General features: G+C 68.6%; 17 protein-coding genes and 4 pseudogenes. 11 read left to right on the forward strand and 10 right to left on the reverse strand.

Features of this window, described 5'->3' with window-relative positions; translation table 11 throughout:
* Window positions 1-87: 87 nt before the first annotated feature.
* Together CES90_RS29035 and CES90_RS29040 are read right to left on the reverse strand one after the other, a co-directional pair.
* Window positions 88-1,035, reverse strand: coding sequence for an alpha/beta hydrolase (locus CES90_RS29035; RefSeq protein WP_229913868.1), 948 nt, complete (start codon window positions 1,033-1,035; stop codon window positions 88-90).
* 53 nt (window positions 1,036-1,088) lie between these two features.
* Complete coding sequence (locus CES90_RS29040) at window positions 1,089-1,799, reverse strand: ABC transporter ATP-binding protein (protein ID WP_189783494.1); 711 nt, start codon at window positions 1,797-1,799, stop codon at window positions 1,089-1,091.
* Between the two features lie 185 nt (window positions 1,800-1,984).
* Here CES90_RS29040 and CES90_RS29045 point away from each other — a divergent pair, with 185 nt between their 5' ends.
* Window positions 1,985-3,049, forward strand: coding sequence for an RNA-guided endonuclease InsQ/TnpB family protein (locus CES90_RS29045; RefSeq protein ID WP_189783493.1), 1,065 nt, complete (start codon window positions 1,985-1,987; stop codon window positions 3,047-3,049).
* 13 nt (window positions 3,050-3,062) lie between these two features.
* Here CES90_RS29045 and CES90_RS29050 read toward each other — a convergent pair whose 3' ends face one another.
* From CES90_RS29050 to CES90_RS29060, 3 genes are all read right to left on the reverse strand, one after another.
* Window positions 3,063-3,893 (reverse strand): ABC transporter ATP-binding protein, encoded by an 831-nt coding sequence (locus tag CES90_RS29050; protein ID WP_189783492.1) that lies wholly within the window; start codon window positions 3,891-3,893, stop codon window positions 3,063-3,065.
* Window positions 3,890-5,905: a branched-chain amino acid ABC transporter permease gene (locus tag CES90_RS29055; protein WP_189783491.1), complete on the reverse strand. Its 2,016-nt coding sequence runs from the start codon at window positions 5,903-5,905 to the stop codon at window positions 3,890-3,892. The genes CES90_RS29050 and CES90_RS29055 overlap by 4 nt, the downstream gene beginning before the upstream one ends.
* A 119-nt stretch (window positions 5,906-6,024) precedes the next feature.
* Window positions 6,025-7,338, reverse strand: coding sequence for an ABC transporter substrate-binding protein (locus CES90_RS29060; protein ID WP_189783490.1), 1,314 nt, complete (start codon window positions 7,336-7,338; stop codon window positions 6,025-6,027).
* A gap of 321 nt (window positions 7,339-7,659) precedes the next feature.
* Between CES90_RS29060 and CES90_RS29065 the strand changes: the two genes are divergently transcribed.
* Window positions 7,660-8,364 carry a hypothetical protein gene (locus CES90_RS29065; RefSeq protein WP_189783489.1) on the forward strand — a complete coding sequence of 235 codons (705 nt, stop codon included), beginning with the start codon at window positions 7,660-7,662 and terminating at the stop codon, window positions 8,362-8,364.
* Between the two features lie 124 nt (window positions 8,365-8,488).
* On the opposite strand, the gene CES90_RS29070 is transcribed toward CES90_RS29065, so the two are convergent.
* The 3 genes and pseudogenes from CES90_RS29070 to CES90_RS52060 form a co-directional block, all read right to left on the reverse strand.
* Window positions 8,489-8,803 carry a hypothetical protein gene (locus tag CES90_RS29070; protein ID WP_189783488.1) on the reverse strand — a complete coding sequence of 105 codons (315 nt, stop codon included), beginning with the start codon at window positions 8,801-8,803 and terminating at the stop codon, window positions 8,489-8,491.
* Window positions 8,804-8,875: 72 nt separating this feature from the next.
* A pseudogene (locus CES90_RS29075) lies at window positions 8,876-9,670 on the reverse strand (cation:dicarboxylate symporter family transporter); the annotation flags it as partial.
* A 314-nt stretch (window positions 9,671-9,984) separates the two neighbouring features.
* Window positions 9,985-10,157, reverse strand: a pseudogene (locus tag CES90_RS52060) (IS5/IS1182 family transposase); the annotation flags it as partial.
* Window positions 10,158-10,420: 263 nt separating this feature from the next.
* Here CES90_RS52060 and CES90_RS29080 point away from each other — a divergent pair.
* The 4 genes and pseudogenes from CES90_RS29080 to CES90_RS29095 form a co-directional block, all read left to right on the forward strand.
* Entirely contained in the window at window positions 10,421-12,025 is a 1,605-nt protein-coding gene (locus CES90_RS29080) for an amino acid adenylation domain-containing protein (protein WP_189783487.1), read from the forward strand.
* On the forward strand, window positions 12,025-13,353 hold the full coding sequence (locus CES90_RS29085; RefSeq protein WP_229913867.1) for a ferredoxin reductase domain-containing protein: 1,329 nt from the start codon (window positions 12,025-12,027) through the stop codon (window positions 13,351-13,353). The genes CES90_RS29080 and CES90_RS29085 overlap by 1 nt, the downstream gene beginning before the upstream one ends.
* 35 nt (window positions 13,354-13,388) lie before the next feature.
* Window positions 13,389-14,156: an enoyl-CoA hydratase-related protein gene (locus tag CES90_RS29090; RefSeq protein ID WP_189783486.1), complete on the forward strand. Its 768-nt coding sequence runs from the start codon at window positions 13,389-13,391 to the stop codon at window positions 14,154-14,156.
* A gap of 585 nt (window positions 14,157-14,741) precedes the next feature.
* Window positions 14,742-15,952 (forward strand): annotated as a pseudogene (locus CES90_RS29095) (IS3 family transposase); the annotation flags it as partial.
* A 580-nt stretch (window positions 15,953-16,532) separates the two neighbouring features.
* Here CES90_RS29095 and CES90_RS29100 read toward each other — a convergent pair.
* Entirely contained in the window at window positions 16,533-16,904 is a 372-nt protein-coding gene (locus CES90_RS29100) for a hypothetical protein (protein ID WP_232791334.1), read from the reverse strand.
* A 333-nt stretch (window positions 16,905-17,237) separates the two neighbouring features.
* On the opposite strand from CES90_RS29100, the gene CES90_RS29105 reads away from it, so the two are divergent.
* The 5 genes and pseudogenes from CES90_RS29105 (at window position 17,238) to CES90_RS29125 (ending at window position 18,911) form a co-directional block, all read left to right on the forward strand.
* Window positions 17,238-17,489, forward strand: a complete 252-nt coding sequence (locus CES90_RS29105) for a transposase (RefSeq protein ID WP_189783484.1) — start codon at window positions 17,238-17,240, stop codon at window positions 17,487-17,489.
* 10 nt (window positions 17,490-17,499) lie between these two features.
* The gene (locus CES90_RS29110) at window positions 17,500-17,727 is read left to right on the forward strand and encodes a DUF485 domain-containing protein (protein WP_189783483.1); all 228 of its coding nucleotides are present in this window, start codon (window positions 17,500-17,502) and stop codon (window positions 17,725-17,727) included.
* Window positions 17,724-17,960 carry a hypothetical protein gene (locus CES90_RS29115; protein ID WP_189783632.1) on the forward strand — a complete coding sequence of 79 codons (237 nt, stop codon included), beginning with the start codon at window positions 17,724-17,726 and terminating at the stop codon, window positions 17,958-17,960. Before CES90_RS29110 ends, CES90_RS29115 begins: the two co-directional genes overlap by 4 nt.
* A pseudogene (locus CES90_RS29120) lies at window positions 17,864-18,366 on the forward strand (FAD-dependent oxidoreductase); the annotation flags it as partial. The gene CES90_RS29115 and the pseudogene CES90_RS29120, both read left to right, overlap by 97 nt.
* A gap of 290 nt (window positions 18,367-18,656) precedes the next feature.
* Window positions 18,657-18,911, forward strand: a complete 255-nt coding sequence (locus CES90_RS29125) for a hypothetical protein (protein WP_189783482.1) — start codon at window positions 18,657-18,659, stop codon at window positions 18,909-18,911.
* Between the two features lie 36 nt (window positions 18,912-18,947).
* Here the strand turns inward: CES90_RS29125 and CES90_RS29130 are convergent, their stop codons facing one another.
* A complete protein-coding gene (locus tag CES90_RS29130) occupies window positions 18,948-19,658 on the reverse strand; it encodes a helix-turn-helix transcriptional regulator (RefSeq protein WP_229913891.1) in 711 nt (236 codons plus the stop codon).
* Window positions 19,659-19,671 lie beyond the last annotated feature (13 nt).

Consider the following 19,671-nt stretch of genomic DNA (forward strand, 5'->3'; position numbering starts at 1 on the left):
TTCCACAGGGCAGAGACCTGCCTGGTGGGGCGGGTGGGACTCGAACCCACGGCCTACGGATTATGAGTCCTTTGGGGTCGGAGCTTCTCAGCTCTTGCCAGTCTGTTCCTGTCCTTGCGTCCCGAACGCGTCCCGAACGCGTCCTGGAGGGACAAGGGCACGGGGCTCCTGACTGGTTTGCTCCAGCTCGGAGGCGAGTACCCGCTGCAGCCAGGCCAGCAGGTCGCCCTCGACTTCGGCGCGGTTGGTCTCGTTGAACAGCTCGTGCCGTGCTTCGGGGTAGATGCGGTAGGTGATGTCCTTGAGGCCGGCCTGCCGGTAGCGGTCGACGAGCAGGTCACTCAGCGCGAGCCCGGCATTCAGCGGGTCCCGGTCGCCGACCAGGACACAGACAGGCAGGTGTGCCGGGATGCCCCGGGGCTGGGCGAGTGCTGCCGAAGCGACGCCGACCTGCCGCATTCCCTCGGCGTCGAGGCTGGAGCCGCAGAGCGGGTCCGCGAGGTAGGCGTCGACGGCCTCGGGGTCACGGCTGAGCCAGTCGAACAGCGTCCGAGCGGGCTCGAAGCCCTTGTTGAGGGCGACGAGCGGGTCCCCGGTGTCGGCCGCCTGGTTGGCCATCATCACGTCGACCGCGGTGGTGCCGGCCAGAACCAGGGCGTCGATCAGGTGGGAGTGGTGCAGTACGTACTGCTGCGCGGCGAAGGAGCCGAGGCTGTGGCCGAGCAGCGTCAGGGGCAGACCGGGGTGCCGCTCCCGGATGGTCTCGGAGAGTGTCACCAGATCGCCGACGAGTCTGTTCCAACCGTCCTCGCCGAGATGGCCGGGTGCGGCATGCCTGCTGAGCCCGTGTCCCCGGTGGTCGTTGGCGTACACGGCGAAGCCGCGGGCCGTCAGCGCCTGGGCGAGCGGGGCGTATCGGCCGGCGTGTTCGCCCATGCCGTGCGCGATCTGCACCACACCGCGCGGTGGCCCAACGGGCTGCCACATGTGCACGTGAATGCGTACGCCGTCCTTGCCGCTGTCGAAAGTGAACATGATTCTCCTAGGAAAGGGTGAGTGGAGAGGCGTGGTCCGTGCCGGTTGAGCGGTCAGGAACTCTCGCCCAGGTATCCGGCCACGATCCGGGACCGGTCCGCTCTCAGTTCCCGGGCCGTGGCCTGCACGGTGAGTTCGCCGTGGGAGAGGACACAGCCTCGGTCGGCGACTTCCAGGGCGAGGCCGACGTGCTGCTCGACGAGCAGCACCCCGCAGCCGGAGTCGTCGGCGAAGCGCCGGACGACGGGCAGCAGTTCCTCGACGATGACCGGGGCGAGGCCGAGACTGAGTTCGTCGAGCAGCAGGAGCTTGGGACGACGGGCCAGGGCCCGTCCCAGAGCGAGCATCTGCTGTTCTCCGCCGGACAGGAGTCCGGCCTTGCGGTCCCGCAGGCGGGTCAGGACCGGGAAGTAGGCGTACGCCGCCTTCTCGTCGAGCCGTTCTCCCCGGTGTCCCAGCCGCAGGTGTTCCGCCACGGTCAGTCCGGAGAAGATGCCCCTGCCTTCCGGGACGTGTGCGATGCCCCGTCGTGCGCGGGCCGCCGCCGGCACCTGGTCGAGGGGTGTTCCGCTGAAGGTGATGGTGCCGGCGGAGGGACGCAGCAGCCCGGAGACGGCCTTGAGCGTGGTGGTCTTGCCCGCTCCGTTGGCGCCCAGCAGGGCGACGACCTCGCCTGCGCCGACGGTGATGCCGAGGTCGCGGACGACGGGGGCTCCGTCGTAGCCGGCGGTGAGTCCGGCCACTTCCAAGACGGGTGTGTTCATGAGGGCTTTCCTTCGTCGATACCCCGGCCTTCAGGCCGGGGTGGGGGTACCTCCCGCTTGCGGGGGAGAAACGAAGCTCCTGCGGAGCAGGGCAGGAAGAGCCGGTTCGCCGCCAGGGCGGACCGGCGTCCACCCGCCACGGGCCGACACCCGCCACTCACACTGGAGCTGACAGCGTGTGAGGCGTGACACGGCAGGTCAAGCGGGCGTTCAAGTACCGCTTCCGCCCCACGGACGAGCAGGCAGCTGAGCTGTCCCGCACGTTCGGCTGCGTCCGCCTCGTCTACAACAAGGCGCTGGAGGACCGCACACGGGCCTGGTACGGCGAGCAGCGCCGGATCTCCTACGTACAGTCGTCCGCCGCGCTCACGCAGTGGAAGAAGACCGAGGAACTGGCCTTCATGACGGAGGTGTCCTCCGTCCCGCTCCAGCAAGCGCTGGTGGCCGAGCCCTTGGACATCCGCTGGTCGCGTCCGCTGCCTGAGGACACCGGGCCCACCACTGTGACCGTGTCCCGCGACAGCGCGGGCCGCTGGTTCGTCTCCCTGCTGTGCGAGGACACCGTCGCCCTGGCTCCCGCTACCACGACGGCGGTCGGCCTGGACGCCGGGATCACCTCCCTGGTGACCCTGTCCACCGGGGAGGAGATCGCCAACCCGAAGCACGAACGGCGTGACCGCGACCGTCTGGCCCGCGCGCAGCGCGAGCTGTCGCGGAAGGCGAAGGGCTCGGCGAACCGGGAGAAAGCCCGCCGTCGCGTCGCCGGTGTCCACGTGCGGATCGCCGACCGACGCCGCGACTTCCTGCACAAGCTGTCGACTCGTCTCGTCCGTGAGAACCAAACGGCCGTGATCGAGGACCTCACCGTCCGTAACCTGCTGAAGAACGGCAGGCTCGCACGCGCCGTCTCCGACGCGTCGTGGACAGAACTGCGCTCCATGCTGGAGTACAAGTGCGCCTGGTACGGGCGTGAACTCGTCGTGATCGACCGCTGGTTCCCCAGCTCGAAGCTGTGCGGAACCTGCGGCACGGTTCGCGAGAAGCTGCCGCTGAACGTCCGCGTGTGGACGTGCGACTGCGGCGCCGTGCATGACCGCGACGTGAACGCGGCACGCAACATCCTGGCCGCCGGGCTGGCGGCGTCTGCCTGTGGAGACGGTGTAAGACCTCAACGGGGGTCCTCCCGGACGGGGCGGTCGTCGGTGAAGCAGGAAACCCAGCGGGCGACCGCTGGACTCGCCCGCCTCTAGGCGGGGGAGGAAGTCAAGATGTCTCCGGTGCGCTGGGAACCCCGGGTCGGCCGGTGGCGGGAGAGGGAGTGCCGCCGTCCGGTACGGGTGCGTCGGCGGGCTGGACGACGGACGCGCCGAGATAGGCGGTGATGACGGCGGGGTCGTCGCGGACCCGGCTCGGGGGTCCCGCCGCGATCACCTTGCCGAATTCCAGGACGACCAGGTGGTCGCAGATGCCCATCACCAGGCCCATGTCGTGGTCGATGAGGAGCAGCGCGGTACCGGCGTCGGCGACGGCACGCAGGCGGCGGCCGAGTTCGGCGCTCTCCGCGGTGTCCAGGCCGGCGGCGGGCTCGTCGAGGCAGATGATGCGGGGTCGGGCGGCCAGGGCCCGGGCCACGCCGACGAGTTTGCGCTGTCCCTGGGACAGCTCGGCCGGGGATGCGTCGGCGAGATCCTGCAGGCCCAGAGTGGTGAGGGCGTCGGCGACGGCGGAGGGCGGCGGTGTGCGGCGGCCGAAGGTCTCGCCGAACGCCCTGACCCAGGTCGGTTGTTCCGCCGTCACGCGCAGGTTCTCCGTCACCGTGAGGTCCTCGAAGAGTTCGCTGCTCTGGAAAGTGCGGGCAAGGCCTCGGCGGGCCCGGGCATGCGGTGGCATGCCGGTCAGGTCCTCGCCGTCCAGTTCCACCCGGCCCCGGGCGCCGACCAGTCCGCTGACCGCGTCCACGAAGGTGGTCTTGCCCGCGCCGTTGGGGCCGATCAGTCCCACCAGTTGGCCTTCGGCGACATCCAGGGTGACGTCGCTGAGTGCGTGGACGCCGCCGTAACTGACGCCCAGCGAACGGACCTTGAACATGCTCATCGTGCGACCTCCTCGCGGGCGGGCGCCGTTGTGGCCCCGGCGGTGTCCGACGTGGCGCTTTCGGCACGGACCTGGGCGGCTTTCGCCGCGCGGGCGGCTCTCTTGGATTTCTTACGGCGGTGGTTGGCGCCCGCGATGCCGTCCGGGTTCGCGATCAGCGTCACGATCAGGGAGACGCCGCCGAAGAGCAGCGCCCAGGTCCCCTTGACGCCGAACCACTTGTCCAGGGCGTGCGGGACGAGTGCCTCGGTGGACATCAGGCCGGCGATGACGGCTCCGGAGACCATCGTGATGCCGCCGATGTAGGCGAAGCCGATGAGGCCGAGTGCGGCCAGTGCGGTGAACCGGGCCGCACTGACGGAGCCGAAGTTGTAGGCGTACAGGGTGCCCGCGGCGCTGGCGATGAAAGAGCTGATGGCGAACGCCGCGATTTTCACTCCCCGTACGTTGACGCCTGCCGCCGCGGCGGCGCGCTCGTTGGAGCGGACAGCGAGCATGCGCCGCCCCAGCCCGGTGCGTCTGAGGTTGGCCACGTACAGCCCCAGGGCGACGGCGACGGACAGGACGAGGAAGCCGAAGAGGGGGCTGGGTTCGTTGCCGTCCAGGCCGCGGAAGGCCGCCCCCGGACCGAGGTCCACCCCGAACAGGCGGGGAGGGGGCACGGTCACTCCGGCGGTGCCGCCGAAGGAGGTGTTGGTGAACAGGGCCTGTTCCATCGCGAGCGCGGCGGCCAGCGTGACGACGGCCAGGCTCACGCCGCGGACCCGCAGGGCGGAGATGCCGGCCGCCACACCGAGCAGGGTGGCCAGGAGAGTCGCGCCGAGGGCGCTGAAGGGGAAGGGGATGTGCAGTCCGGTCGCCAAGTGGGACAGGACGAAACCGGCAGTGCCGGAGAGCGCGAGCTGCATCACGGAGATCTGTCCCACGTAGCCGGTGATGACGACGTACGAGAGGACGATGATCGCGCCGATCAGCGAGTTCGTCAGCGCCTGGCGGAAGTCGAACGGCAGCACGATCAAGGCGAGGGCGGCGGCGGCCGTGGCCAGGACGGCCGGTCGTAGCAGTCGGTCCGGCAGCGGTACGGCGGGCAGCCGCTGCTCGACGAGTTCGCCACGGCGCGGCAGGCCCGCTCCCTTCACGTAGAGCGCGATGATCATCAAGATGAAGATCATCAGCTGCTGGAGTCCGGGCATGGCGTTGCCGTTGTCGGTCGGAAACCAGCTCTGGGTGGACAGGTAGTAGACGACCGACTGCATCACGCCGATGAGGATGCCGGCGCTGCAGGCGATCCACAGTGAGGTGAATCCGGCGAAGAGGGCCGCTGCCAGGGCCGGGACCACCTGCAGCGGGAGCGTGACGGAGTCGACCTGGACGATGGGTGCGGCCAGGACACCGAGCAGTCCCGCGATCAGCGCGGACAGCAGGGTGTTGGCGAGGGAGACGCTGTTGGGTGACAGACCGGCCAGCAGGGCCGCCTGTTCGTTCTCCGAGGCGGCGCGGGTGGCGAGCCCGAACCGGGTCCATCGGTACAGGGCCCCGAGGGCGAGCGCGATGGCGATCACCAGTCCTGTCAGAACGAAACGGTCGACGGGCGTGGTGACGCCCAGGACGGTGACGGCGTCCGAGGGCAGGATGCTGGGGGCCTGCTGGGGCTGGGTTCCGAACACCAGCAGCACGGTGGCCTGCAGGGTGAGCAGAATGCCGAGTGACGCCGCGAGCTTGGCCAGTGGTGAGACCGCCCGCAGGGGCTTGAACACGGCTACTTCGGTGAGCACACCGACCGCGAGCGCCGCCGTGAGCGCCCCCGCCAAGGCTGCGGCAATCGGCAGTGAGAAGCCGAAGAAGCCGGTGCTCAGGGCCCAGAAGGTGTAACCGGCGACCATCGCGACGGCGCCGGTCGACAGGTTGATGATGCCTGAACCCCGGTAGGTCGCCACGACGCCGAGTGCGATGCCGGCGATCAGTGCCCCCTGGCCCAGGCCGAGCACGGCGAAGAGCAGGATCTGTTCCATTACTTACTCCTGGAGCGCCGTGTTCCTGAGGCTGTAGGGGAGCCGTCGGGTTTCAGGAACACGGCACGGGAAGGTCTGTCGCGGGCCGGAGGCGACCCGGGCGGACGGTGGGACGGTGGTCACCGGGGCGGGCGGAGCCAGTCGGTCAGCGGCTGGAAGGCACCCTTGCCCTTGTACTGGTAGAACCGCGCCTGGTCGTTGCAGACCGCGGGGGCGTCCGGGTACTTGGCGCACTTGACCTCGGCGGCACCCATGACGACCGGCCCGGTGAACTTCTTCAGCTGCGCGGAGACGGCCGCCGGGGTGATCTTGTCGGCTCCCACGGCGTTGAGCGCCTTGGCGTACGTCAGGATCGTGCTCCAGCCCAGTGGTGCGAAGACCTGGGACGCGGTGGCCTTGTCCAGCCCCACCTTGCCGGATGCCTCCAGGAACGCCTTGGAGTCGGCGGCCGAGGTGTCGGTCGGCAGCGTCTGGGCGACGCCGTACGTCCATGTGGGCAGATCACCGCCCAGGCCCTTGGCCACGTCCGGTGACATGCACAGGGGCGTGGACACCACGGGCTTGTCGATGCCGAGTTGCTTGAGTGCCTTGGCGACTCCGACACACCCGGAGCCGATCGTGATGGGCACGATGACATCGGCGGAGTTGGCGCCTGCCGCGGTGACCGGGCCGATCAGGTCCGTGGCCTGCGCGTCGAAGCCGACCGACTTGACGGTGAGACCTGCGGCCTTGAGTCCCTTGACCGCCGCGCTCGACGCGATCTTGTCGCCGGGGGTGTTCGTGTGGATGACCGCCGCCGTCTTCGCCTTGAGGACGTCACGCGAGTACGTGCCCCAGGTGCCGAAGATGTGCGGCAGGTCGCCGAAGGTGCTGTAGGTGTTCTTCGCCGTGGGCAGGGTGGGTCCCGTCGCCACGCCGACCAGGACCGGCTTCTTGCCCGCCACCACGGAGTTGAAGGAGGCGTCACCCAGGTACAGATTGCCGAGGGCGATGGCGGAGACGGCCTTGTCGCCGAGCAGTTGCTGGCCGCACTTCTGTCCCTCCTCCTCGGCGGAGACCACCGTGCAGACGTTCAGCCGTAGCGGGTGGCCACCGATTCCGCCCAGCTTCTCGTTGACGTACCGAACGGCTGCCTTGGCGCCCAGGGTCGCCTCAGGGCTGCCACCGGGGCCGCCCTCGACGTTCACCCAGCCGAGAGTGATCGGAGACAGGCCGGAGTCGGCCTTGCCCGCCTTGCTCCCCACGTAACTCGGATAGTCGGTCACCCGGGCGGCCGCCGGGCGGGTGTCCGCGGCGGCTGACGAGTCGGCTGCGCCGGCACCGGTCGAGGTCGAGCCCGGGCTCTGCGAGCCACTGCAGGCGGTGAGGCCCATGACGGGCGCCAGGAGGGAGGCGATGAGGCCCAGTCTTCGGACACGCGGATGGGTAGGCATACGAGACCTCCGTGGACGGAGCGAAGGGGAGACATGCCGAAGGCATGCGCAACGGTGAGTCGAGCGGTCGGCCGGAGACCTGGAGCGCACGGGGTGACCAGCGCGAAGGGCGGCTCAGAGGCACCCGGAAAGGCCTGCTCAGGCAAGCTCCCGGGCTTTCGTAACTTTCTTACGAACCGGGAATCTAGGTGTACGCTTACCCCCTGTCAACGCCTCGGTTCACTTCGATTTAACGATCACGCAGAGAAGGGGGAGGGTGTGACGACGCAGGCCGGAAGGCGCAGACTGCCTCGGCGCTCACTCGAGGAGACCCGGGCCCTCATGCTGGAAGCGGCGACCAAACTCGTCTGTGCGGGGACCGCCGACACCAGTGAGGCCGCGGTCTCCGCCGCACTGGCCCACGTGCGGGTCAAGCAGGTGACGGAAGAGGCCACCCGCATCATCCGGGACCGGCTGGGCGACAAGGCGGCACCGGCGGTCACCACAGGATCGATCTACCAGATCTGGCCGGCTCAGGCCGACTTCCAGGCCGAACTGTTGTTCCACCTCACCTCCCGGCAGGCGGAACTGGTACCCGGTCTACCCGACAGCATCCGGCGCTTCCAGGAAGCCGTCGAGAAGGGCATCACCTGGCAGGAAGCCCTCAACGACGTACTGACCGACAACCACAAGAACCACCGGGTGGATCCGATCTACCGGGTGATGCTCGGTTTCTACGCCAGCGCCGCGAACCCCCGTGTGCGTGAGGCCCTCGGGCACTACGGCGAATCGTTCACGAAGGTGGCCTGCGAGGCGTACCAGGCCCTGCTCGACACATACGGACTACGCATGCGTGCGCCCTACCAGGTCGATCACCTCGCCACCAGCATCGCGTCCCTGCTGGACGGCTTCCACATGCGGTGGATCGCCGGCTACGGGGACCTGGCGGACCCGCATGGCGACGAGAACTGGTCCCTCGTCACAAGGGTTGCCGTCATGCTGTTCGACCAGTTCACCGAACCCGTACCCGCGGACGGCACTTCCTGAGGACCTGTGCCCCTCCCTGTGACCGGCACGGGGCAGCGACGGACATCGCGGTCGTCACCGTACCCGTGGACCGGGCTGGGGCGTCCGGACCCGGGGCGTCCTGAGCGTTCGAAGCGCTCGGGAGTCAACGCGGCCCGTTCGGCGAGCAGCGCGGCGCCGTCAACCCGCACTTCGTCGAGGAAGTCGCTTCGGCGTACGGCGCAAGGCCGGTGAGGGGAAAGCGGTCCTGTGCGGCCGGTTCGAGAAGGTCCTTCAGGTCGGCGAGCCCGCCGTGACTGGTGCGCATGGCGCCGGCGATGAAGGAGGAATTGCCACCGGCCCACTGACGTGGGGCCTTTTCCAGTACGAGGACCTGGGCTCCTCCTGCCGGGCGGACTGTGCGGCGCAGAGGCCCGGCGTTTCCGCCGCCGACCACGATGACGTCCCAGGGTGCTGCCATGAGCGGGGTGCTTCTGATCACGAGAAGGGGCCGATCCGGAGCCCACGCTCCGGACCGGCGGTGAGGGGTGTGTCAGCCGGCGGCGGGCACCGGCTCACGGTCCGCCCCGGTCGCCGTCTTCGGGTCGGCCTCCTCGACCGCCTCGGGTTTGGAGTCGGGCGTCGGTTCTGCCTGCGGCTCGGGGGTGTGGTCGGTCTCGGGAGCGGAGGTGTAAGGGAGGTCGCCACGGAGGACGGCCTTGGCACGGTCCTCGTCGAGTTGCCCCTCCCACTTGGCCACCGCCAGGGTGGCGACGCCGTTGCCCACGGCGCTTGTCAGAGCACGGGCCTCGGACATGAAGCGGTCGATGCCGAAGATGAGGGCCAGGGCGGCGACGGGTACGTACGGTATGGCGCTGAGGGTGGCGGCCAGGGCGATGAAGCCGGAGCCGGTGACGCCGGCCGCGCCCTTGGACGTGAGCAGCATGACAGCGAGCATGGACAGCTGCTGGGTGAGGCTGAGGTCGATGCCGAGGGCCTGGGCGCGGAAGACCGAGCCCATGGTCAGGTAGACGGCGGTGCCGTCGAGGTTGAAGGAGTATCCGGCGGGCAGCGTGATCCCGACGACCGGCTTCGAGGCGCCCGCGTGCTGGAGCTTGGCCATCATGCGCGGCAGCACCGGCTCGCTGGACGAGGTGCCCAGGACGATCAGCAGCTCTTCCTTGATGTAGCGGAGGAAGGGAAGCAGACGCAGGCCGTTGATGCGCCTGACCGTGCCGAGGAGGACCAGGACGAAGAACAGGGCGGTGAGCCAGAAGGAGCCGACCAGCAGGAAGAGGTGGCGCAGGGTGTCCAGGCCGTAGTTGCCGATGGTGACGGCCATGGAGCCGACAGAGCGAGCAAGATGTGCACGGAGAGCTGGCTCGCGGTCAGCATCGGAGGCAGGGCGAGGGGCACGGCCGCCGCCGCGCCGGGCGCGACAAGGCCGGCCGCTTTTCCCCGGGCCTTGTCGATCAACCCTCATCTTGGGCGTTTCCCCCAGGTCAGAGGCTGTTGGATGCCGCGCTCCTTCTCGTCTTGCACCCTTGTCAGTCTTTTCCGCTCCTTGTGTCCCACTTGCGTCCCGAACGCGTCCCGGGTAAATAGGTCCGGCTGCCACAACCACCGTCGTCCCAGCCGAGAGACAGGCGCCAGAACCGAGAGCGAGGAGCTGGGACAGCCGGCGTCCACCCAGTGCTCGGCGGCAGGCAGTCCCGTGCGGCGAGAGCGGCGTGGTCGTTCTTCCCGCCTCCGCGCCCTCCGGTGCCATGGGGGGTGACCAGACGCGTCGCGCCCGGCGGCCGGTCTTCTGGGTCCCGGCGCCTCACCTCACCCTCGCGTCCCGTTGCGCGCGTTACACGTGAGGCTCCTGTCGCCCGCCTGTATGGAAGCTGTCGATGTGCTGTCAGTCCAGTCATGTGACTTGTTTTCTCAGTGACGCAGCCCACATTGAACGTTGAAGCTACTTGAGCCGCCACCGGACTCCGGTGGTGTCGCCCTGCACCCCCGCACGATGCTCGACATATCCACATATCGAGGCACGTCAGCGTTCAGTAGCCCGAGGCATCTTCTCCCCACACAGCCAGGAGGTCTGTGAAGCATGCCCCTGAGCCATCTGTCCCCCCAAGACAGGGCCCTGTTCTGGCAGTTCGGCCAAGGTCCTGAAGTCCCCGTCTCCGACCCCCTCGTCCACCACGCCTTCGAACGGTGGGCCACCGCCGCGCCGCACACCGTCGCCGCCGAGCACCAGGGAACGACGATCACATACGGCGAGCTGAACCGTCGTGCCACCCGGCTCGCGGCCAGACTCGTACGGGAGGGCGTACGGCCCGGCGATCACGTCGGCCTCTTCTTACGCCGCTCCATCCCGATGCTCGTCGGGCTGCTCGGCACGCTGAAGGCCGGCGCCGCGTACGTCCCGCAGGACATCGGTCTCACCCCAGCCGCCCAGTTGCGGCACGTCATCCGCACCGCCGGAACCCGGGTCGTCCTCACTCAGTCGGAGCACACGCAGCGGGTGCCTCCGGCTGACACCGGACACCGGCTGATCACGCTCGACGACGATCTCGCCAACCTCACCACGGAAGGGCCGGTCCGTCTCGAGCGGCCCGTACGCCCCGACGACGGGTGCTACGTCCTGTTCACCTCCGGCACGACCGGCAAGCCCAACGGAGTGAAGGTCACCCACCGCAACGTCGCGAACATCCTCCTCACCGCACCCGGTGACCTGGGCATCCGCCCCGGTGACCGGGTCGCCCAGCTCCTCAACATCGCCTTCGACATGGCCGCCTGGGAGATCCTCGGCTGTCTCGCCCACGGCGGCACGCTCGTCGTCCGCGGCAAGGACGTCGCGGCGGCGGCCCGTACGGCGGACGTGCTGATCGCGACGCCGACGGTGCTGTCCGGGATCGACCCGGCGGACTGCCCCCACGTGCGGACGGTGGCGGTCGCGGGCGAGCCGTGCCCGCGCCCGCTCGCGGACGCCTGGGCCCGGCGGTCCGCCTTCCACAACTCCTGCGGGCCCACGGAGACGACGATCGTCAACACGATGCGCCACCACCGCGTGGACGACGCACTGCTCACGATCGGCCGCCCCACCCCCAACAACACGGTGTACGTCCTCGATGAGCACAGGCGTGCGCTGCCCATCGGGGAGGTCGGCGAGATGTGGGCCGGGGGTGACTGCGTATCGGCGGGCTACTTGAACAACGAGGCACTGAACGCCGAGCGGTACGCCCCCGACCCCTTCCTCGGCGGCGGACGCCGCATGTTCCGTACCCGCGACCTCGGCCGCTGGACGCCGGACGGCGAACTCGAGCATCTGGGCCGTACCGACGACCAGGTCAAGGTCCGCGGCTTCCGCGTAGAACTCGACTCCGTCTCCTCGGTGCTGGAGTCGGTGGCGGGCTGCTCCCGCGCCGTCACACTCAAGCGGGACGCCCGCAGCCTGATCTCCTTCGTCTGCCCGGCCGACGTCGACCCGGACACGGCCCGGCGCGCGGTGGCCGACGTACTGCCGTACTACTGCGTGCCGGCCACGGTCCTCCCGGTGGCCGCGCTGCCGGAGACGGACCGGGGCAAGGTCGACCGGGCGGCACTGCTGCGGCTGGCGGCGGAACGGGAGGAGGCCGGGCGGGCGGTGACGGTTCATGGCGAGGGAGCAGCCCTGCTGCCGGTGTCGGCGGTGCGAGAGGGGGCGGTCTGATGACGCCGTCCGTTGAGACCTCGTCCACTGAGGTCTCGTCCGTCGAGGTGGGAGGCGAAACGCACGCAGCGCCTCCCGTCCCTCCCGCGGCTCTCGCCGAACTTCCTCCGCTCACGTCCGCGCCCCGTCGCCTCCTCAAACACCCCCTCCTGATGCACTACAACCGTCTGGCGGCCCTGGTGGTGCTGGCCAACATCGGCTTACTGGCGATGAGTTGGCCACCGAACGCCGAGGCCATCGGCTACGCGGCCCTCCTGAACCTCGCGCTCGCAGTGGTTGTACGGCAGCAGTACGTCATCAACCTCTTCTTCCGGCTGGCGACTTGGGCTCCGACGAGCTGGCCGCTGAAGGCGCGATGGACGCTCGGAAAGGTGTACCACTTCGGCGGACTGCACGTGGGCGGGGCACTGGCCGGAGCGGTGTGGTTCGTCGCCGGGACGCTCGTGATGACCGTCGACGGCGCCAACCTGCCGCTCATCACAGTGAGTTGGGTACTGGTCGCCCTGCTCGTCGTCATCGTCATAACCTCCCTGCCTGCCTTCCGCTCCCGCTTCCACGACCACTTCGAGAAGATCCACCGCTTCGGCGGCTGGAGCGCCCTCGCGCTGTTCTGGACGCATACGCTGTTGAGCGGGCAGGGGCCGGTCGCCCTCGGGGTGCTGGCCGTGGTCACCTTCAGCGTCGCCCTGCCCTGGCTGCGGCTGCGCAAGGTGGACGTACGGATCGAAAAGCCCTCCACGCACGTCGTGTTGGCTCGTTTCGACTACGGCGTGACCCCTTTCGCGGGGTCCTCCACCGCAATCAGCCGCAGCCCGCTCACCGAGTGGCACTCCTTCGCCAACGTGCCCTCACCCAGCGAACCTGGCTTCCGGCTGACCATCTCCCGTGCGGGCGACTGGACGGGCTCGTTCATCGACGACGCGCCCCCGAAGGTCTGGGTCAAGGGCATCACCACAGCCGGGGTCGCCAATATCGAGACCTTGTTCAGCAAGGTGATCTACGTCGCCACCGGCAGCGGTATCGGTCCCTGTCTGCCGCATCTGCTGGCCGCTGAGGTGCCCTCACGGCTCGTGTGGGCGACGCGTGATCCCCGCAGGACCTACGGTGACGACCTGGTCGACGAGATCCTCGCCGTTCAGCCGAACGCGCTGGTCTGGGACACCTCGCGGCACGGCAAACCGGACATGGTGCGGCTCGCGTACACCGCGTACCGCGACTTCGGTGCCGAAGCTGTCATCTGCATCTCAAACAAGAAGCTGACCTGGCAGGTCGTTCACGGTCTCGAGCGGCGCGGCATTCCCGCGTACGGCGCGATCTGGGACTCGTAACGGACCGGCAGCAGAGAAGGAGAGAGGGAGAGTCGATGAACACCGTCAAGATCGAACGTGATGACCGCGTCGTCACGGTACGACTCCACCGGCCGCACGCCCTGAACGCCCTCAGCAGCGAGCTGCTGGCCGAACTCCTCGACGTACTCCGCCCATTGGATCGCGACCCGGACGTCGGCTGCTTCGTCGTCACCGGTTCGGAGAAGGTCTTCGCGGCCGGTGCAGACATCAAGGAGATGGCCGGGAAGTCGGCCGTGGACATGGCCGCTGAGGACTACTTCGCGGGCTGGGAGGAGTTCGCCGGATTCCGAACGCCGAAGATCGCGGCGGTCAACGGCTATGCGCTGGGCGGCGGGTGCGAACTCGCGATGATGTGTGACCTGATCATCGCGGGCGAGTCGGCGGTCTTCGGCCAGCCGGAGATCAAGCTCGGCGTGATTCCCGGCATCGGCGGCACCCAGCGGCTCACCCGCCTGGTCGGCCGCGCCAAGGCCATGGACCTGATCCTCACGGGCCGCACGATGAGCGCCCGCGAGGCGGAGGCCTCGGGCCTGGTGTCGCGGGTGGTCCCAGACGACCGCGTCCTCACCGAGGGCACGGAAGCCGCCGCGATCATCGCCTCTTACGGCCGCCCGGCCGTCACGGCCGCCCGCGAGTCGGTCGACCGGGCCCTGGAGACCGGTCTGCGCGACGGGCTTCTTTTCGAACGGCGCGTGTTCCATGCGCTGTTCGCGACAGAGGACCAGAGGGAGGGGATGAGCGCGTTCGTGGAGAAGAGGGCGCCTGTTTTCAAGGGGCGCTGACAGGTGAGTTGACCCGGTGAGCGGGGCGGCGGACGGGGTCTCGGTCCGCCGCCCCTCGTCATGTGCGGGTTTCCTTGTCGGTCTGTGCCTGTCCTTGCGGCCTCAACTCGGCCTCAATGAGGCCCTCGGCACCCGGAACGAAGGCAAGGGTGGACGGTCGCTCCAGCTCGCGAGCGGGCTCGAAGATGTCGACAACCTGACGGCGGACCAACAGCGGCGCGCGGGTGGTGTCTGCCCGGCCACAGCACGCCGGGCGGCCCGGGCTGCCTCTTCCCGTACAGGCCTGAACCCTGGCGGGGCCCATGTGGTCGGCAGCCCGGTCCGGGCCCGCTCCGACCGAAGAAGCCGACGTGTTCACGTCAGCTTTTTTCGGGCTCTCGTCCGGCAGTACCTGGAAGCTGCTTTCTCCCGAGGTGCTGGAGCCCGCCGCAGTCATGCCGTGGTCTGGTACAGAGCAGCACCTCGCGCCTTCCCCGGCTCGGCTGCGTCGCCGGAGGCAGGGAAGTGGGTACGTACGACCGGGATCAACCCCCCATGAACCGCTCCGGGTCTGATGGAGGCTCGATTCCCTGAGAGGATCGAGTCATGGCACGTCCGTCCCCCTACCCTGCTGAGCTTCGTGAGCGTGCGGTGCGCATGGTCGCCGAGATCCGTCCGAACTATCCGACCGAGTGGGCCGCGATGAAGGCGGTCGCGGCGAAGCTGGGCATCGGCGCGGCGGAGACTGTGCGGACCTGGGTCCGCAAGGCCGAGGAAGACGCCGGTCAGCGGCCCGGCACGACGTCGGAGGAGGCTGCGGAGATCAAGCAGCTGCGGGCCGAGAACGCCGAACTGCGGCGGGCCAATGAGATCTTGAAGGCGGCGTCGGCTTTCTGCACGGCCGAGCTCGACCGGCCGTCGAAGCGCTCGTAGCATTCATCGACGAGTTCAAGAAGGTGTTCGGGGTCGAGCCGATCTGCCGTGTGCTGTCCGGCCACGGACTGAAGATCGCAACGAGCACCTACTACGCCGCCAAGAACCGCACACCCAGCGCCGGGCGGTGCGCGTCGCGGAGTTGAAAGCGCACATCAGCCGGGTCCATGCCGACAACTACGGCGTCTACTGGGTCCGGAAGGTCTGGCGGCAGCTGCACTGCGAGGGCATACCCGCGGCCTGTTGCACCGTCGCCCGGCTCATGCGCGAGCTGGGCCTGGAGGGCACCCGACGCGGCAGGAAGATCCGCACCGCTGTCCGCGACGGTGGGCATGAACGGGCGGACGACCTGCTGCAACGCGACTTCACCGCGTCCCGGCCGAACGAGAGGTGGGTTGCTGACTTCACCTACGTGGCCACCTGGTCCGGGATCGTCTATGTGGCGTTCGTCGTGGACGTCTCCTCCCGGGCGATCGTCGGCTGGTCCGCAGCCACCAGCAAGCGGGCCAAGCTCGTCCTGGACTCCCTCGACATGGCCCTGTGGCGGCGCGACCGTGCTGGAACTCCCGCTGGATGGGTGCTGGTTCATCATTCGGATGCGGGCAGTACACGTCTTTCGCGTTCACCGCGCGCCTCATCGAGGCCGGCATCGACGCCTCGGTCGGCACCGTCGGTGATGCCCTGGACAACGCGCTCATGGAGTCCCAGATCGGCTCTGCAAAACGGAGCTGATCAAGCCCTGTTGGCACGGCCTCGCCGATGTGGAACTCGGCACCGCGGAATGGGTCGGCTGGTTCAACAACCAACGGCTGCTCCACAGCACGATCGGAGACATCCCGCCCCACGAATACGAGATCGACTACTCCGCTCAACGCCAGCCCCAACCGGCGGCTGGAGTCAACGCATCACACCCGCGGGTGCCGGCACCTCAGGGTCATAGCCACGTACGCGCGCCCCCGCCGCGACCAGATCGTTCGCGATGGCGCCGCCCGCTTGTCCCAAACCGAGTACAGCGGCCGTAGGTCCTCAACTGCCGTTGAACTCATGGGTTCTCCTCGCCCATGCCGGTCATCCATACAGAGGTCATCACGGCTGGACACACTCGGCAACAAGATCGTTGCCAATTCCTGGCACGCCAGGGAGTCCGAAAGTGCTGGTCACAGCCACTCATTGATGGCCGTGACCAGCGCAGTCGCTTCGTAGCGGACGGCAAGCTCGCCGTGTCTCGTGGCGACCGCGCGGTGGCGTTTGAGGCGATGGCGCACCTGCCGCCCGGCTGCCTCCGCTTCGTCCTGCGGATCCGCAGGACTGCGTGATTGAGCCTGACGCCGCGAACGGCAGGGCTCACACCGGCCGGAAGCGTCGGGCGTGTGATGGTGGCGCTGGAGCCGGCGAGACGGCTGGGACCGTGAAGAACGCCCCCAGAAGCGCCGAACGCCTCTGGGACAGCAGCGCGGCAGTGTCCTACCGGAAGTCGATCCAGTAAACCTGGCTGCCATCGTTCGACCGGAAGGGGGACTCCTTCCTCAGGCCGACCTTGGCACCATCGCAGTGTCCGCCGCTGTAGAGCTCGGCCCTGATGGACCACTTGCGGAAGGGCTTACTCCAGATGCCGGCATTCTCCCACGCCTGGCGGTAGGCGTTCCATGCCTCCAGTCCGTTCAACGCGCTGGCGGGTTCACCACGGTTGACACCGCCCGGCCAGCGGAAGCAGGCGGAAGCCCAGTCAGGATTCTGCGAGCCCTTGTACTGGAAGAGGATGGACTGCCCGGTGGGCGGCGCGATGAAGCCGACGTACTGGCGGCCGTCATCGGCCGCATGAGCGGAACCGGCCAAGCTGATGGAAGCTACAGCGGCACAGACCGCTGCGGCCAGACGGGATGTGGGGGGCATGTGTGGCTCCTGTCTCGACAAGCCTGAAACCCTGCGCTGTCATGGTGCGGCCCATCCCACCGGTTTCACAGAAGCAAATAGGCCATCTTGATCTTGAGTTGCTCCGCGTTCGCGGCGTCGTCCAGGGCCACCAGCATGCGCCGTCCGGCAGCCAGGGTGCGGTACACACTTGCTGATCCGTTGGCACGTCGACGACTCGCATCCGGCGCGCAAAGGCTCCACACTTGGGGCTGGCTGCCGGCAGCCGTCGCCGACTGCGTGCGTGCCTTCGCCCAGATGATGACCGAGCGCCGCGGCAGCGACCTCGGCAGCTGGCTCACCCGTGCCGAGCACACCGGGCTGAAGCCACTGCGGAGCCTGGCCCGTGGCCTACGGCAGGATTTCGATGCCGTCGCCACCGGACTCGCCCTGGAGTGGAGCTCCGGCAAGGGCGAGGGCAACGTCAACAGGGTGAAGCGGATCATAAGGGACGGGTACGGCCGGGCCGGATTCGACCTCCTCCGACGCCAAGTCCTTCTCGCGGACTGAGCATCGTGCCGTGACGGGTGCGGTGCTCGGTCTCTACCTGCTCAACGTCGTCCTCGCCGCCGTGGCACCGGACTTCATGGGCGCGGTCCTCCTCGGCCCGCTGTCCGTCGGCCTCGCCTCGGGCCTGGTGCTGTGCGCCGCCACCGCGGGCGCCGTCCAGTGGTACGCCCGCTACGCCGCCGCTCATCTCGATCCGGTCGCCGAGCGTCTGCTGGCCCGCCGGGAGGGCGGACGATGACCATCGCGTACGAGCCTGCCGCCGCCGTGTACGGACACGCCGCCGCGTACGAACTGGTCGCCGAAAGCCCGTTCCCCGTCTTCACCGTCTTCACCGTCTTCGCGGCCTTCGCCTGCTGCATGCTGTTCCTCGCCCTGATGGTTCCGAGTGGGACCAGCCGGGCATCCTGTACGGCAAGACGGCCAAGCAGTGCACCCGCACCGAAGTCGCCCGCGAGGTGTGGGCGCAGTTGAAGGCGGCGCTCAACGACAGCGGTCGTATGGTCCTGAAGGACTCCGTGCTGCACTCATGGTTCCTCGATCCGGCCGTGGACGGACTCGGCACCCCCAACCCGGTCAACGAGGAACAGCTGCTCATCCATCCAGTGGGGACCTTGCACCACCGTCCGCGGTCGGCCACGAAGATCCCCAACCTCTTCCTGTCCGGCGACTATGTGGCCGTGCCCATGGATCTGGCCACCATGGAAGGCGCCAACACCTCAGCCCGGCAGGCTGTCAACGCCCTGCTGGACAGGATCGGTTCGGCAGCCGAGCGATGCACCGTCACCCCGCTGTACCGGACCCCGAGTTCGAGGCGCTCAAACGCCACGACCGCACGCGTTACCTCCTCCGACTGCCGAATCTCTTCGACGTCGGTTGACAGCTTTACTGAACCGCCGCCGACGACGGAAAGGACCACGAGCGGACCACGAACGGCGACAGAGGCCGGCCGGACTTGAGACCTACAGCCGTCATGCCTCGGCCCTCAGCCAAGGAGCGACAACCCAAGGAGCGACAACCGAACCCGGAGGCTCGGATTGTCCCTGTTCGTATCCGCCAAACTCCGTTAGGGCAACCCCCCGTTTGCTGAGGCCGACGGCAAGGACCGGGCATCCCGGTCGTAGGGTACGTCGCGGGCTCTCCGCGCACGGCCCGCGGCGGGATGCCGTGGTGGCCACCCGAGCAGGGACCCACCCGCTCCTGAACGGCATCGGCACCCGCGGCCCCGTCGATGGCCCGGTGGTGATGGACGGCGATGGACGGCGATGGACGGCGATGGACAGCGTCAGGGCCGTCACCGCGCAGGCGGGTCAGCCGCCGTGGACGAGTTCGGGATGTGCGCTTCCGGGCGAGGATGGCATCGACACGCTGCGACAGGTGATCGCCGATCGCTGCGGCGAAGTTCGCGACGCGTTCCTCGCTTGACGGGGAAGAGCCTGCCGGACCGCGCGTGAGTGTGGGTCAGGAGCTCGCGGTCGCAGGCCGGGAGGTAGCCGGTCGAAGGCGGACGCAGCAGTGGCCGGGGCTGGGCTCCAGGCAGGCCTGGAGGCCGTCTTCTTCCAGCCCCAGGAGGGCGCCGCGAAGCAGGTGGAGGTTCATGCCGCAGACCGTCTGGGTGTGTAGGCGGGCGAGCGCGTGAAAGGGGCAGTTGCCCAGCACGATGTCGTCACCATCATGGCGGGGCTCGAACCCGTACCGCTCAAGCAGGTCGAACACATCTGTCGTACCTGGGCTGTTCTCGCCCGCGAGCTGTTCGCCGAGCTGGTGGGCTGTCCGGAGCAAGACGGCGCGGGCCGGTTCTCCGGTGACTTCGGATTCCTCCACGGCCTGGGCGAGGAGCCGTCCGGCCAGCTCGTAGTGACGCTCCGGCAGGCTGACAGTGACCTCCTTGGTGGAGCGCCTGTAGAGCTTGGCCGGCCTGCCCGCGCCCGGCCCGGTGCGGCCGCTGCGCCGCTCGTAGACCACGTCGAGCAGTGATTCGTCAGCCAGCCGATCCAGGTGAAAGGCCGCGGTCTGACGTGCCAGTCCGAGAGCTCCGGCGGCCTCGTCGCGGCTGACGGGCTCCGGCTGGCGAACGACATGGTCGTAGAGCCTCCTGCGGGTCGGCTCGTCGAGAGCTGCGACGGCGGAGATGTCGGGGCGGGGCGCTTCCTTCGGGTGGTCCACGAACACCAGTGTAAAACCC

This window comes from Streptomyces capitiformicae (assembly GCF_002214185.1).
Lineage (GTDB): Bacteria > Actinomycetota > Actinomycetes > Streptomycetales > Streptomycetaceae > Streptomyces > Streptomyces capitiformicae.

Bases quoted from the DNA above. Each gene is read 5' to 3' on its own strand.
- CES90_RS29035 (WP_229913868.1), bottom strand. From the start codon at position 1,035: ATGTTCACTTTCGACAGCGGCAAGGACGGCGTACGCATTCACGTGCAC.
- CES90_RS29040 (WP_189783494.1), bottom strand. From the start codon at position 1,799: ATGAACACACCCGTCTTGGAAGTGGCCGGACTCACCGCCGGCTACGAC.
- CES90_RS29050 (WP_189783492.1), bottom strand. From the start codon at position 3,893: ATGAGCATGTTCAAGGTCCGTTCGCTGGGCGTCAGTTACGGCGGCGTC.
- CES90_RS29055 (WP_189783491.1), bottom strand. From the start codon at position 5,905: ATGGAACAGATCCTGCTCTTCGCCGTGCTCGGCCTGGGCCAGGGGGCA.
- CES90_RS29060 (WP_189783490.1), bottom strand. From the start codon at position 7,338: ATGCCTACCCATCCGCGTGTCCGAAGACTGGGCCTCATCGCCTCCCTC.
- CES90_RS29065 (WP_189783489.1), top strand. From the start codon at position 7,660: ATGCTGGAAGCGGCGACCAAACTCGTCTGTGCGGGGACCGCCGACACC.
- CES90_RS29070 (WP_189783488.1), bottom strand. From the start codon at position 8,803: ATGGCAGCACCCTGGGACGTCATCGTGGTCGGCGGCGGAAACGCCGGG.
- CES90_RS29080 (WP_189783487.1), top strand. From the start codon at position 10,421: ATGCCCCTGAGCCATCTGTCCCCCCAAGACAGGGCCCTGTTCTGGCAG.
- CES90_RS29085 (WP_229913867.1), top strand. From the start codon at position 12,025: ATGACGCCGTCCGTTGAGACCTCGTCCACTGAGGTCTCGTCCGTCGAG.
- CES90_RS29090 (WP_189783486.1), top strand. From the start codon at position 13,389: ATGAACACCGTCAAGATCGAACGTGATGACCGCGTCGTCACGGTACGA.
- CES90_RS29105 (WP_189783484.1), top strand. From the start codon at position 17,238: ATGATGACCGAGCGCCGCGGCAGCGACCTCGGCAGCTGGCTCACCCGT.
- CES90_RS29115 (WP_189783632.1), top strand. From the start codon at position 17,724: ATGACCATCGCGTACGAGCCTGCCGCCGCCGTGTACGGACACGCCGCC.